The sequence below is a fragment of the Leyella stercorea DSM 18206 genome, from assembly GCF_000235885.1.
GTDB lineage: Bacteria > Bacteroidota > Bacteroidia > Bacteroidales > Bacteroidaceae > Prevotella > Prevotella stercorea.
The window spans coordinates 65846-79504 of record NZ_JH379441.1 but is presented as its reverse complement, the minus strand read 5'-3'; the positions used below and the strand labels follow the sequence as shown (position 1 = coordinate 79504).

The following is a 13659-nucleotide window of genomic DNA, read 5'->3' as shown; positions in this document are numbered from 1 at the left end:
AATTAATAATTAATAATTAAAAATTAATAATTACTCAGATTTGTCCTGCTTCCACTTGTCTTACTATTCGCTCCGTGTATCGGTCGGCACCGTCAGGGTCGTACTTCTTCATCAGCGACGCACCGAATAGTGCGGCGAACGCCTGATAGAATCCTGCACGTATCGGTCCGAGGAACGCCTGTACGAGCTGATACGACGATGAGTCGCACTCTCTGTACACGAGCTTTATGAGCAGTTTGCCTTGCGAGTATGTCAGTTTCTTCATTCGCGGTGTGTATTCCGCACGTATTCCGCGCTCCACTCGCTTCAGATGCTCCTCCTTCGCCTTCTTGTTGGGCAGCGTCTGTAGGAAGTCGTACGTCTCGATGATGATGTTGTTCACCTCCTTAGCTATCGGCAGCACCTTCTTCACGTTCGCCACCAATCGGTTGTAGGCTTGCCGCTGCTTCTCGTCCTTGAACACCAGTTGCGGATAAATAGCCAGCGGGTTCAGCTCCACGTATTGTATGCTGTCGCCCTCATACAGTGCCTTACCCACCTTCACCATAGGTACGAAGGCAGGCTGATTGGCAGCGTCACTGCCATCAGTCTCGCCAGCAACGTCTAAGCCTGCCTGCGCCATCAGTGCGAGATGGCAGAAGATGGCTATGATGAGTATTGATAATCTCTGTTTCATGTCTGACAAAAGTACGCAGAAAAATCCAAATAAATACAAATCTCTCCCACTTTTAAGCTATTTTTCAGTACCTTTGCAACTTATATATATAATAATGTGTAATTTTCACAATAACTGATGACATACAACACTACCTTTTTACGATTGTTTGAGACAATACTCTTTTGCTTTGTGCTCTTCGTGTCGACCGTTTCCCGTGCGCAGGACACCGTTATAGAGTGCGATTCGGCTCTGATTTTACCGCCAGACACCAATGCTGTGGTCTCAGGTTGCGATGCCGACACTATGTTCTCGGTCGCCGAGTACAAAGACCCTACGCACCGAGTGCGCCCGGCGGAGTGGATAGTGCCCAGCGTGGCAGTCGTGGGCGGAGCGTTATGTGTAAAGACGGCGTGGGGCAAGCAGTTTCGCCACTGGGCACAGAAGAATCTCTCGCGACACGGCGAGAAGAAGGTGTGGGCAGATAACTATATGCCATACGTACCCGCAGCAGCGGTTTACGCTTTAGACCTCTGTGGTGTGAAGGCGCAGCACAGTTTTCTTGACCGCACCATTATCCTCGGCATGTCGGCTGTTACGATGGTGGCAGTGACGAAAGGTGCGAAGATGGCGTTCAAGGAGTCGCGCCCCGATGGTAATGGCAAGGATGCGTTCCCGTCCGGACACACCGCCATATCGTTCATGTGTGCTGAGTTTCTGTGGCAGGAGTATCGTGCTTCGAAGCCGTGGATAGGCTACACGGGCTATGCGCTCGCTGCCGGAGTGGCTTATCTGCGTGTGCATAACAACCGCCACTGGGTGAGCGATGTCGTGGCTGGTGCGGCTGTCGGAATGCTCTCTACGAAGTTCGCCTACTGGCTCTACCCGAAGCTGTTTAAGGAACACAAGCGTGGCGTGAAGAAGGCGGTGGCTTTCGGTGCTCCGTATTACAACGGCAAGGAGGCAGGCGTGAGCATGGCTCTCGTTTTTTAGGTTACATTATTAAATGTATTAAACACATTCACTTACACACAAACTTCCAGTAAAAAAATTTGCATTCTCAAAGATTATTAGTATCTTTGCAACGTTAGTTCCAGCCGAGCCTCTTTACAATGCTTAAATAGGCTGGGCTTTTTGTTTATAGACTATGGCAAAAAGAAATTTTGGGAAAGAATACAAGACTTCACAAGAACTTGTAACCATATTAGAACATCGCGGATTGACAATCAATGATAGACAAAAGGCTCAACTTTATTTGGAGAGCATTGGCTATTATCGATTGTCTGCATATATGCACCCCTTGTTGAAAACCCCAAAATCTCTACATCAGTATAAGACCGGTGCTTCATTTGCCAAAGTAATGATGCTTTATCGTTTTGACAAGAAGTTGCGAATGCTCCTCTTCAATGAGATTGAGAAGATTGAAATTGCAATAAGAGAAGCTGTGATGAATATGGCAGCAGAACGAACTGGCGACATTTATTGGCTTACCAACTCCTCGTATTTTCGTGATCAAACCATTTTCAATAATAGCATGGCAATGTTGTCAAAGGAATATGAGCGATCAACAGAGGATTTTATAGAACATTTCAAAAGAACTTATACGGAGCCGTTTCCGCCTGCATGGATTCTTGGCGAACTTCTCCCAATGGGTAGTGTGAACATGTACTATAGAAATCTGAAAGACAAGACTCTCAAAAAACAGATTGCAAAACGTTTCGGTCTTCACGCTCCCGTGTTGGAGTCGTGGCTGTCAGTACTTACACTTACTCGCAATGCATGTTGCCATCATGCCCGTGTCTGGAATAAAGTCAACAAAATCATCCCAAACGATATGAAAGGCATGACCATGCCATGGATTACGATTGATGCTGACAAGCGGAGAATCTATTACAACATATGCATCATCAAGTATTTTCTCAATATTATTTCTCCAAACAATGATATGTCAGACAAGATAAACCGCCTTTTTGAGGCTTTTCCCGAAATAGACCAAAAAGCTCTTGGTTTCACAGTAGGTTGGGAGAACGAACCTCTATGGCACCATTGATTATCAGTTTGATTTAGTACATAATTTTAAAAACATTCTGCGGCTCCCAATGCCGCAACAAACAAATAAAAACTCAAGACACATGGCTCAGAAAAAGAACGACGACGGACTTACGCCGATGATGCGACAGTTCTATACGTTCAAAAAAGAACATCCAGACGCATTGCTGCTCTTCCGTTGTGGCGACTTCTACGAGACATACGCCGACGACGCTGTGGAGGCTGCAAAGATTCTCGGCATCACGCTGACACGACGTTCCAACGGCAAGAACCCGAGCTCGGCAGCGTGCGAGATGGCTGGCTTCCCGTATCATGCGCTCGACACCTATCTGCCTAAGCTGATACGTGCCGGTAAGCGTGTGGCTATATGCGACCAGCTGGAGGACCCGAAGCTCACGAAGACACTCGTGAAGCGTGGCATTACGGAGCTGGTTACGCCGGGCGTGGCGATGGACGACACCGTGCTCAACTATAAGGAGAACAACTTTCTGGCAGCGGTGTGCATGGCTAAGACGGCGTGCGGCGTGGCGTTCCTCGACATCTCTACGGGCGAGTTCCTAACGGGTGAGGGCACGTTCGACTACGTAGAGAAACTTCTGAGCAGCATACAACCGAAGGAGGTGCTGTACGACCGACAGCTGAAGCGCGAGTTTGAGGAGCGTTTCGGCTCCAAGTGGTGCGTCTTCGAGCTCGACGACTGGATGCTCACCGAGCAGAGCTCGCGACAGAAACTGCTCTCCCACTTTGGCACCACAACGCTGAAGGGCTTCGGCGTAGACCATCTGCACCTCGGCGTGACGGCGGCAGGAGCCATACTGCAGTATCTGGAGATGACGCAGCACACACAGATAGGACACATCACGTCGCTTGCGCGCATCGATGCCGACCGCTATGTGCGTCTCGACCGCTTTACAATCCACTCGCTGGAGCTGCTGCAGTCGATGCAGGACGACGGCGTGTCGCTGCTCTCCGTCATCGACCGCACCTGCACACCGATGGGCGGCAGACTGCTGCGCCGCTGGACGATATTTCCGCTGCGCGACGTGGCGACCATCAACAAGCGTCTCGACGTGGTGGAAACGTTCTTCCGCAAGCCCGACTTCCGTCAGACCGTCGACGAGCATCTGCACCGCATCGGCGACATAGAGCGTATCATCTCGAAAGTGGCTGTGGGCAGAGTGTCGCCCAGAGAGGTGGTGCAACTGAAGTACGCCCTCGGCGCATTGAAGCCGATAAAGGCGGCGTGCCTCACCAACGACAGCGCAGAGATACGTTCGATTGGCGACCAGATAAACCTCTGCGAGGCGCTGTACGAGCGCATCGACCGCGAGTTGCAGCAAGACCCGCCACAGCTTGTGGCTAAAGGCGGCGTGATTGCTACTGGCTTCTCGCCGGAGCTCGACGAGCTGCGCTCCATCTCGCGCGGCGGACGCGACTATCTGCTGAAAATACAGGAGGAGGAAGCGCAGAAGACCGGCATACAGTCGCTGAAGGTGGGCTACAACAACGTGTTCGGCTACTATCTTGAGGTGCGCAACACGTACAAAGACCAGGTGCCACAGGAGTGGATACGCAAGCAGACGCTTGCCAACGCCGAACGCTACATAACCGAGGAGCTGAAGCAGTACGAGCAGAAGATTATGGGTGCCGACGAGCAGATACTCGTGCTCGAGACCCGACTCTTCACCGAGCTTGTCACCGATATGCAGGCGTACATACCGCAGATTCAGGCCGACGCCAACATCGTGGCGCGTCTCGACTGTCTACTCTCGTTCGCCAAGACTGCCGAGGAGCACCGCTACGTGCGCCCCGTGGTTGAAGACGACAACGTGCTTGAGATACGCGCCGGACGCCACCCCGTCATCGAGACACAGCTACCCGTAGGCGAGGAGTACGTGCCAAACGACATAGAGCTCGACACCGAGCAGCAGCAGATAATGATTATAACGGGTCCGAACATGGCTGGTAAGTCGGCGTTGCTACGCCAGACGGCACTCATCACGCTCATGGCGCAGATGGGCTGCTTCGTGCCTGCCGACTCGGCTCACGTGGGCGTGGTCGACAAGATATTCACACGCGTAGGAGCATCGGACAATATCTCGCTCGGCGAGTCGACGTTCATGGTGGAGATGACCGAAGCGTCTAACATATTAAATAACGTGACACCGCGCTCGCTGGTGCTCTTCGACGAGCTTGGTCGTGGCACATCCACATACGACGGCATATCTATCGCCTGGGCTATCGTGGAGTACCTACACCAGAACCCGAAGGCGCAGGCACGCACGCTCTTCGCCACCCACTACCATGAGTTGAACGAGATGGAGAAGAACTTCGAGCGCATAAAGAACTACAACGTGTCGGTGAAGGAACTGGACGGCAAAGTCATCTTCCTGCGCAAGCTGATGCGTGGCGGATCGGAGCACTCGTTCGGTATACACGTGGCAGAGATAGCCGGTATGCCGCGTTCGGTGGTGAAGCGTGCGGAGAACATACTGAAGCAGCTTGAGGCAGATAATGCGAGCGTAGGAGTAGAGTCAGCCCGCCAGATTGTAAGTCAGCAAAGCACAAATGGCATGCAGCTATCGCTCTTTCAGCTCGACGACCCCGTGCTCTGCCAGATACGCGACGAGATAATAGGTCTTGATATCAACAACCTCACGCCCGTAGAGGCGCTCAACAAACTCTTTGATATCAAGAAGATAGTGACGGGACGAAGCTAAGAAGTTGCGCTACAACCAGCGCATGAGTATATCCCACACGGCTACGATGTGGCACACGCTGCCTGCGAGCACGAAGAAGTGGAACACGGTGTGCATAAAGCGGCGCTTGCGCACAGCGTAGAACACGGCACCAGTGATGAAGCACACGCCCTCGGCTATAATCCATATTATGGCTGAGGGGTCAACACAATGCATGAGCGGCTTGAAAGCTACGAGCACGCTCAAGCCCATAGCCACGTAGCATATTGTTTCTAAGTTGCTATGGCCCTTTAACGACGAGAAACTCTTCACGGTGCCGACAATGGCGGCAGTCCAGATGAAGGCGAAAAGCGTCCAACCCCAGTAGCCGTACTCGCGCAGAGCGACGAGCGTGATGGGCGAATACGAACCGGCGATATGCCAGTAGATAGCTGCGTGGTCCCACTTGCGCAGGCGTTCCTTCCATGGCGACCATGCCGAGAGAGCATGATACACGGTTGAGGCGATGTAGCTTGAGAGCATACCGAAGAGGTAGAGTATCACGCCGGCTGTTGCCCAACCGTTGCGTGCCCAACCGCACCACACGAGCAGCGCAGTGCCTACGAGCATACCGAGGATAATGCCTGCTGCATGTGACCACGAATTCCAGAGTTCTTCCTTATGACTGAAGTAGATTTTCATACACGTTCCTTTTGTTCCCTCGCAAAGTTAGTGCAAATCGAATACAATACAAAATAAGTTTACTTATTTTTATTGTTGAGATGCAGCCTAACTTTGTCCTTGCATAGTTTCAGCAAGTCGTTCGGATACATATAGCTGTTATGTCGTAGTTTGGAAAAACAGAAGCAGTTGTTTTGTTCAAAAACCCTGACCACCATCTCCGTGCAATACAGTGCTTTCGATGTGGAGTGGTCGAAATTGAAATCGAATGGCACCCTGTTCTTTACCAGCGTCTCCACCGACTGTCGTATAGCGAGGGTGTCCACCGTGCAAGGTGCTTTTCGTGTGTAGATGCAGTACGAGCCATTGTTGCGCAGGTACTCCTCTGGCGTTTCGAGTACGATCTTCTTTTTTACTGTTGACGCATGAGCCAACTTTACGCCCTCGGCATATCTGACGACTATTCCGCAATGAGAAGGTGTGGAGTCTGCCACCTCGAGAGAGAGCGACCCAGACAGGGTCCGTACGGCTACAGACTCCCACGAATCTCCTACGCTGAAGAAGACGTCGCCCGTCTCGAACGTAGATGTGTCGGGCTCAATGTATGCAGGGCGGTTCAGCCAGACGATGCCTATCCATACAATGAGGAACAAAAAGACGAAGGTGCATCCACATCCAATGATGCGGAGGTAACTTCTTTTCTTTTTATCCATTTCGTTAAGCTTTTATTTTGTGAACATTTCGATGCGGCAAACGCTTGCGCCGAGCACGCCAGCAAGGATGTAGAGCCAGCAACCCCAAGCCGGTGAGACACCATTAGGCAGAACCACGGCAAAGAGGAGGCAGAGCACGATGCCTGCCAAGAAGCAGATAATGCAGAGGTTGTCTTTCAACATGCCCGTGAGTTTCGCGCTTATAGGCTTGCCTACTACAACGAGCAATGGGGCTAAGAGGATAAGCAGCGAGAGGAAACGGCTAAATCCGAGTCCGCTACCCTCAAACAATACTTTCAATCCGTTGGCTTTTGCTTTGCCGAGAATGTCGATTACTGGGCAGAAGCCGTAGAATATGAGCATGAGTATTGCGAGGCCAATAACAAGGGGTTCCTTGTATTGTTTAATCTGTTTTAATAAGTCGTCCATAGTGATTTCGGTTTTATTGTGAAGTATAAGTTTACGAGTTGATAGGCGACGAATGAGCAAGTATTTTCACTTGGTAATCGAAGCGTGATATTACCACGCTACGGCAACGTTGTTTGCGTAGCGTGGCAATATTGTTTGCGTAGCGTGGCAACGTTGTTTGCGTAGCGTGGCAATAACACCAAAGTTTTTGTGTTGTATTATTCTTTCACTTCCAGCTTGTAAGTCTTAGCAGTTTTGCTACCTTCGATGTCCGATTCTCCGAAGCGTACGGGGTCGAACTTTATAGGTGTGTTGGCTTTAATGAATGCCTTGCCGTTGACATCTTCTACATCAACATAGCCTGCCTTCGTCTTGAACACCTCTTTGCCCTCAGCGTCGTAGCCTACGAGGTACACGGGGATGCTTTTTAGTACATAGTTTAATTCGGTTTGTGTGTCGGCTTTAGCAATGGCTGTGCCCTTGATGTTGAACTTCGGTTTAAGATCCGACTTGCTGAAGAACTCGTCAAACTCGAGCGACAGGGGTTCGGTAATGTTGAAGTTGCATTCCGCAATCTCAACAGGCTTGCCACTGAGCGCTTTTGCACTTTCCTCCATTTTCTCCTTCCACTTCGCAGTCATCTTCTCCGACTTCTCGATAAGAGCCTTCTTGTCTTCTGCCGTCTTGATGTTCTCCGCTTCTTTCTTGATCTTTGCCTTCTCCTCAACGAATTGAGCGTACTGGTCGGGGATTGCTCCCAACAAGTTGTTCTTAGACGAGCTGCCTCCCGAGCACGAGAACAACAGCGGCATAAACAAGGCAGCAACTGCCATCATTTTTAATATTTTCATAAGCTTTGTGTTAGTTAAATGATTAACGATTGTTTGTTTCGATTGCAAAGTTAAGCACAGAGCAGAATATCTCTGTTACCAATCTCTCAAAATGTTGTTCACAAAGGGTAAAACGAGTTCGCAAAGCGTAAAAGAATCGTTAACAACTTTCCTAACACGTTGTGGTTTAGTCGGTTGCTTCGTTGCGATATTTTGTTGGCGAAGTGCCCATAATCTTGCTAAACACGCGAATAAACGACTGTGAGCTGTTAAATCCCGACTTCTCGGCTATCATCGTGATGTTCTCATTCGAGTGGAGAAGCAGGTTGCAGGCGTATTCTATGCGGTATTTGTTGACATAATCGTAGAATGTACATTCGGCTTCTCGGTTGAAGAACGCGCTTACGTAGGTGCGGTTGGAGCCAGTGGCGGTGGCTATGTCCGACACTTTGAGGTTGGGGTTGAGGAATATCTGCTCCTTGTCGAACAGTGTGCTTATCTGTTTGCCCACCTCCGACATTTCGCTTTCTGCCACCTCCGTATTCTCCAACACATCGTCGCTTGTGCTGTCGGAGAGCTCGCCCAACACCGACTCGTGCTTGTAGGTGTAGTAGGCGATGAACATCCACATCACTAACGTGCTCGTCATATACAATGCTTCGATGGCATAGTTCGCTTCCATGCAATCGATAATCCATATCACGAGGATGAAGAGGAACGAGAAGAAGATGGCGCGTAGCCAGTTGAGGTTGATGTTCTCGGTGTACGAGAAGCGTTGCTTCAGCTGTGCGTGGTATCGCGGAATGGCGAACGCTGCCCATACAGCGTAGCTCACGCCGTACACGGCAGCCTCTAACACCTCGGCATAGTAGAACACCATGTCCTGCGTTATGGCGAAGAGCGTGAACGGTGCCACGAACAATAGTTCGTGGAAGATGATAGTGCGTAGGTTGAGCGTGGCTGGGCTGCACAGCTCGATGAGCACGAACGCGTATAGCGGCACAACAATCATGTCGGCTGCGGTTATAACCATCCAGTCGAGTTCGTCGATTTCGGTGAACGGCTTGATGAAGAAGAGGTCTTTCAGACACTGCAAGCCGATGACGAACATCATCACCGCAACAAGACGCGAGAGTAGCTTCTTGTCCTTGCGGTAGAAGAGCCATGACATCATGAAGTAGAACATGACGCACAGTCCGTAGATGAAATAGATGGCGTATAGCATATTGTTCAGGTGTGTTTGTGTAGAATGACTCTTAGCCCTTGCGTCCGAAGTCGGCAGGCACTTCGCCCCACTTCTTCGTCTCCCACTTCACCACGGGGTTTTTTATCTGATGCGTACGCAGCCATGTCTCGGCGCGTGCTATGATCTGGTAGAGTTGCTCGGTTTGTGGTGTGCGTTCGAGCTTCGTCTTGCACTGTCGCTTCTGCACCCACAGTATGGCGTTGTGCGAGTCGGAGTAGATGGTCTTGCCCTCTATGCCTTGCTTGTCGAGCAGGGCGAGAGCGTGTACTATGGCGAGAAATTCGCCTATGTTGTTCGTGCCGTGCACGGGTCCGAAGTGGAACACCTGCGCACCCGTAGCGAGGTCGATAGCCTGATACTCCATCGGACCGGGGTTGCCGGAGCAGGCTGCGTCAACAGCCCAAGCGTTCGCCGTCACTTCCATAGGGAGCGGCAGCACGGTGTCGTGACGGTAATCGGGAGGGTTTTGCATTGTCATACCATGAACATGATTATTACTTGCGCTATGATCACTCTGATGAACATGCCGAGCGGATACACCGAAGTGTATGCCACGGCGGCGCGTTCGCCCGGGATGGTGTCGTTGGCGTAGCTCAGCGCCATAGGGTTAGCCATTGCTCCGCAGAGCAGTCCGCAGATGGTGCCGAAGTCGAACTTGTGCGTTTTCAGTGCGATGGCACCCACGATGAGCAGCGGCAGCATGGTGAGCACTAAGCCGATGCCCACCCACATCAAGCCCTCGGGGCGGATGATGGTGCTGAGGAAGTCCTGACCGGCTACGAGTCCGAGGCAGGCGAGGTAGAGCGACAGACCCATCTTGCGCAGCATCAGCGATGCCGAGCGCGTGGTGTAGGTGATGAGGTGTATGCGTGCGCCGAGCGAGCCGATGATGATACCCATGATGATCGGTCCGCCGGCGATGCCAAGCTTCACCGGTGCGCTCATGCCAGGTATGCTGATTGGTATCATGCCGAGTGCCAAGCCTAAGAGCAGTCCGAAGAAGATGGCACCGAGGTTGGGCTCGTTGAGCCCCGTCACGGCGTTGCCCAAGAACGCCTCAGCGTGATTGATGTCCTCCGGTGTGCCCACGATGGTCACGCGGTCGCCATACTGCAGGTGGAGCGAGTCGGTAGCAAGCAGCTTGATGTCGCCACGCATCACTCGCGACACGTTCACGCCGTAGGTCTCGCGCATGTGCAGCGAGCCGAGCGTTTTGCCGTTCAGACGGCTGCGGGTCACCACTATCACACGGCTCTCCACCGACGAGTCGATGGCGTTCCAGTCGATCTTCTCGCGGTTCCAGTCCTTCTCCACGTGTTCGCCGAAGAGGATGTTCATGGCTGCCACCTCGTCGCGGTTGGTCACCACGAGCACGTTGTCGCCGTGTTGCATCACGGTCTGTGCCAACGGCACAATCACCTTGCCGTCGCGCCAGATGCGCGAGATGATGAAGTGGCGGTGGGTCGACTGCGATATCTGCGCTATCGTCTTGCCCGAGATGGCGGGGTTCACGCAGATAAACTGTCCGACGTATGTGCTGTCGTCGGCACTGCTGTTGCACTGCTGCAGGTCTTCTTTGCGCACAAACAACTTGCGCAGCAATATCATGGCGAAGATGACACCCACTACGCCTAACGGATAGGTCACGGCGCAGCCCAACGCCGCACCGCTGCTCGAGATGTGCTGTGTGGCAAGTGCCTGCTGCGCTGCACCGAGTGCTGGTGTGTTCGTCGTCGCTCCGCAGAGTATGCCCACCATGTCGGGGATGCTTATGGGCAGCACGAAGCACAGCGACAGTGCCATCACCGTGCCGAGTAGTATCACGCCCATGCTCCAGCCGTTGAGCGACGCACCGTCGTGACGCATCATACCGATGAAGTTTGGTCCGACGTGCAGACCCAGGGCGTAGACGAAGATAGAGAGGCCGAAGGTCTCTGCAAAACTCACCATCTGTTCGTCGGCAGTGAAGTGGAGGCTGCCCGCCACGATGCCCATGAAGAACACGAACGCCACGCCGAGCGAGATGCCGCGAATGCGCAACTTGCCCAGCGCCATGCCCACGCTGATAATCAGCGCCAACACCACCAGCGTCTGTACTGCCGAGTGTATGGTGAAAAGACTGTCAATCCATTCCATTGTATCTTTATGTCATTTGTTTTAGAGTTTTGTTAGTGTCTTCAGGGGGTGTATTCAGGGGGTGCACTTGTCTCAAGTGCACCAACGTAGCAAGTGGTACACCAACGTAGCAAGAGATGCTGCAATACAGTTTTGTTGGTGCACTTGAGACAAGTGCACCCCCTAAAGCACCCCCTAATGATTCTTTCTGCAAAGGTACTGCAAACCGCCGACTCCACAAAACAAAAGCAACAAAAAAGGCGCTACCCCATAGAGGGCAACGCCTTAATATTCATTTATATAAGCTATTCTGTTGCTTTGTAACTGTTTCGTCGATTACTTAACGAGCACCTTGCGTGTTGTGCCGTCAGACATCTTCAGGATGTTCACGCCCTTCACAGGAGCCGAAACCTGAACGCCGTTCACAGTGTAGCGAGCCACAACTGTAGCCTCAGTGCCGGTTGTTACGTCCTCGATACCAGTAGAACCAGTGACGCGAGCCTTGCCAGCGTTGATGATCTTGCCAGATGTCTTGTCGAGGAGCATTGCTACAACGTAAACCTGATCGAGCTTGAGAGCCTTCTTTAGACCTGTTTTTGTAGGCATCTTGAGCGTGTACTCAGTGTTTACTATGCCGTTCTCAACAAGTGTAGGTATGGTTGCCTTGTTTGTTTTGCTAACAAAAGAACTTGCGATGAGTACATCGTTGTATGCTGTTTTGTATGCAGTACCCTTATCCCAATATGGTTGGAGCTCATCAGGCGCTGCTTCTTTTGATTTATAGGTTCCTTGTGCACCTGAGTACTCTTTTGCATAAGCATTTTGTTGCAACCAAGTGTCGTCATTGCCAGTAAGTCCGTTAGCGGTCAGTGCGAATATGATGTCGTAGTCGCCAGACACCAACGACTCTACTGAAGCCGTTGCGTTAACCTTAGTGTCTTCCTCTGCGAATACACCGTTCACCTTCACTTCTGCAACAGGATGGTCTTCAAGTATCTTTGCCACATAAGTAGGTGCATTGAGATATGGGTCTACAGCACTTGTGCTGCGGTTTACCACAGCCTGTGGGGCTGAACCATAGCTAAGTTTTGGCACTTTGTAATTGGTGTTGTACATTGGGTCTGCGCTATCGAAGTAGTGCCATGCAATAGCGATGAACTGATCACCATACTGTTTTTGCATCATCTCCAAGCCTGCATGACCACGTACGCACCACGGACAATTTGTGCCTGTATTTTCCTCTACTACGGCATACTTCTTAAACTCCTTTGTGCGAGTGATAAGTGTGCCAGTTGCAGAATTTTCTTCGCAAGCGTTATTCTCGCCGTTCACCTTAGTAATAGTTAATGTAGCGGGATACTCACCATTTGTCGATGCTGCTGCGAACGGAATCTTTACTTCGTGTATTACATTTGCACCATAGTCCTTACCGAGGTCGAGGTGCTGCTCTGCGCCTGTTTTGCCATCGATTGTAAGGGTGTAGTCGATGCTTGTGAGCTTTGAGCCTTTGTTGTTTAATTTTACAGTTACATCTTTGGTCGTGCCAAGTGGAACATATGTCTTATTAAAATCGAGAGGCAGTACAGAGTTGGCGGTAGCACCTTCTAAGATGAGCTGGATGGCGAGAGCTTTGTCGCCAGCATTAAGCTGATACCAATCTTCGCCGTGTCCACCACCAGAGGCAGGAACGTTAGCAAATATGAATAATGGGCTTGTGGCGTTGGATTTCGCACCGAAAGGATAGTTGTTGCTCTTCTGTGTATAGTTGTATCCTACTAACAGTCCTTCAATAGATGAGCTAAGCTCTATCTTATTGTCGAACATTACCTCATGCCATTCGCCAGTGTTCTTGGGACCTACTGCAGACGTTACGCTCTTGTTAGAGGTTGCAAGAGTCTTAAGTTCAGAGATTTCGTTGTTCTTAAACTTCACATTCTCTATAACTATACCTGTTGATGTTTCACCTTGAGCCAAGTTGAAGCGTACACCAACTATCTTCTTGCCGTAGTAGGGAGTGAGTTCCTTGGCTGTGAATAAAACTCCTATTTTATTGTTACCAGGTACAGTGGTAAGACCTAAGTAATTGTCACAAGTCTCAATATCATCATAGAAACCCACGACACGCTCGTTTTTGGCAACTTTAACCTTTGCAGGAGCCTTGTGTGCACCGAAAGCCTCTGTCTGAACACCGAGCGGGCTCTGTAACTTTTCTACGGTGAGGTTTTGCGCGTTAGCAGTCACTGCTAACAGCATCGCAAAAGCAGAAAGCAAGATTTTCTTCATA

Annotated in this window: 12 protein-coding genes; 3 read left to right on the top strand and 9 right to left on the bottom strand. The window is 51.0% G+C overall.

The annotated features are described in order from the left end of the window. Positions 1 to 34: 34 nt before the first annotated feature. Positions 35 to 676, bottom strand: coding sequence for a DUF4294 domain-containing protein (locus HMPREF0673_RS08145; protein ID WP_007900751.1), 642 nt, complete (start codon positions 674 to 676; stop codon positions 35 to 37). Between the two features lie 144 nt (positions 677 to 820). On the opposite strand from HMPREF0673_RS08145, the gene HMPREF0673_RS08140 reads away from it, so the two are divergent. From HMPREF0673_RS08140 to mutS, 3 genes are all read left to right on the top strand, one after another. Then, positions 821 to 1648, top strand: a complete 828-nt coding sequence (locus HMPREF0673_RS08140; RefSeq protein WP_050804974.1) for a phosphatase PAP2 family protein — start codon at positions 821 to 823, stop codon at positions 1646 to 1648. A 154-nt stretch (positions 1649 to 1802) separates the two neighbouring features. Beyond that, entirely contained in the window at positions 1803 to 2705 is a 903-nt protein-coding gene (locus HMPREF0673_RS08135; RefSeq protein ID WP_007900747.1) for an Abi family protein, read from the top strand. Between the two features lie 82 nt (positions 2706 to 2787). Continuing rightward, complete coding sequence (gene mutS, locus HMPREF0673_RS08130; RefSeq protein WP_007900744.1) at positions 2788 to 5424, top strand: DNA mismatch repair protein MutS; 2637 nt, start codon at positions 2788 to 2790, stop codon at positions 5422 to 5424. Positions 5425 to 5433: 9 nt separating this feature from the next. Here mutS and trhA read toward each other — a convergent pair whose 3' ends face one another. From trhA to HMPREF0673_RS08090, 8 genes are all read right to left on the bottom strand, one after another. Then, entirely contained in the window at positions 5434 to 6084 is a 651-nt protein-coding gene (gene trhA, locus HMPREF0673_RS08125; protein WP_007900743.1) for a PAQR family membrane homeostasis protein TrhA, read from the bottom strand. A gap of 59 nt (positions 6085 to 6143) precedes the next feature. After that, positions 6144 to 6776, bottom strand: coding sequence for a YiiX/YebB-like N1pC/P60 family cysteine hydrolase (locus tag HMPREF0673_RS08120; RefSeq protein WP_007900739.1), 633 nt, complete (start codon positions 6774 to 6776; stop codon positions 6144 to 6146). A 12-nt stretch (positions 6777 to 6788) separates the two neighbouring features. Further along, positions 6789 to 7205 carry a hypothetical protein gene (locus HMPREF0673_RS08115; protein ID WP_007900737.1) on the bottom strand — a complete coding sequence of 139 codons (417 nt, stop codon included), beginning with the start codon at positions 7203 to 7205 and terminating at the stop codon, positions 6789 to 6791. Positions 7206 to 7402: 197 nt separating this feature from the next. Next, positions 7403 to 8035 (bottom strand): hypothetical protein, encoded by a 633-nt coding sequence (locus tag HMPREF0673_RS08110; protein ID WP_007900733.1) that lies wholly within the window; start codon positions 8033 to 8035, stop codon positions 7403 to 7405. Positions 8036 to 8201: 166 nt separating this feature from the next. Continuing rightward, the gene (locus HMPREF0673_RS08105; RefSeq protein WP_007900731.1) at positions 8202 to 9239 is read right to left on the bottom strand and encodes a helix-turn-helix transcriptional regulator; all 1038 of its coding nucleotides are present in this window, start codon (positions 9237 to 9239) and stop codon (positions 8202 to 8204) included. A 31-nt stretch (positions 9240 to 9270) separates the two neighbouring features. Next, positions 9271 to 9738 (bottom strand): RNase H family protein, encoded by a 468-nt coding sequence (locus HMPREF0673_RS08100; RefSeq protein WP_007900729.1) that lies wholly within the window; start codon positions 9736 to 9738, stop codon positions 9271 to 9273. Beyond that, positions 9735 to 11396: a putative transporter gene (locus tag HMPREF0673_RS08095; protein ID WP_007900727.1), complete on the bottom strand. Its 1662-nt coding sequence runs from the start codon at positions 11394 to 11396 to the stop codon at positions 9735 to 9737. The genes HMPREF0673_RS08100 and HMPREF0673_RS08095 overlap by 4 nt, the downstream gene beginning before the upstream one ends. A gap of 315 nt (positions 11397 to 11711) precedes the next feature. After that, on the bottom strand, positions 11712 to 13658 hold the full coding sequence (locus HMPREF0673_RS08090) for a hypothetical protein (protein WP_007900723.1): 1947 nt from the start codon (positions 13656 to 13658) through the stop codon (positions 11712 to 11714). Between the last annotated feature and the right edge of the window lies 1 nt (position 13659).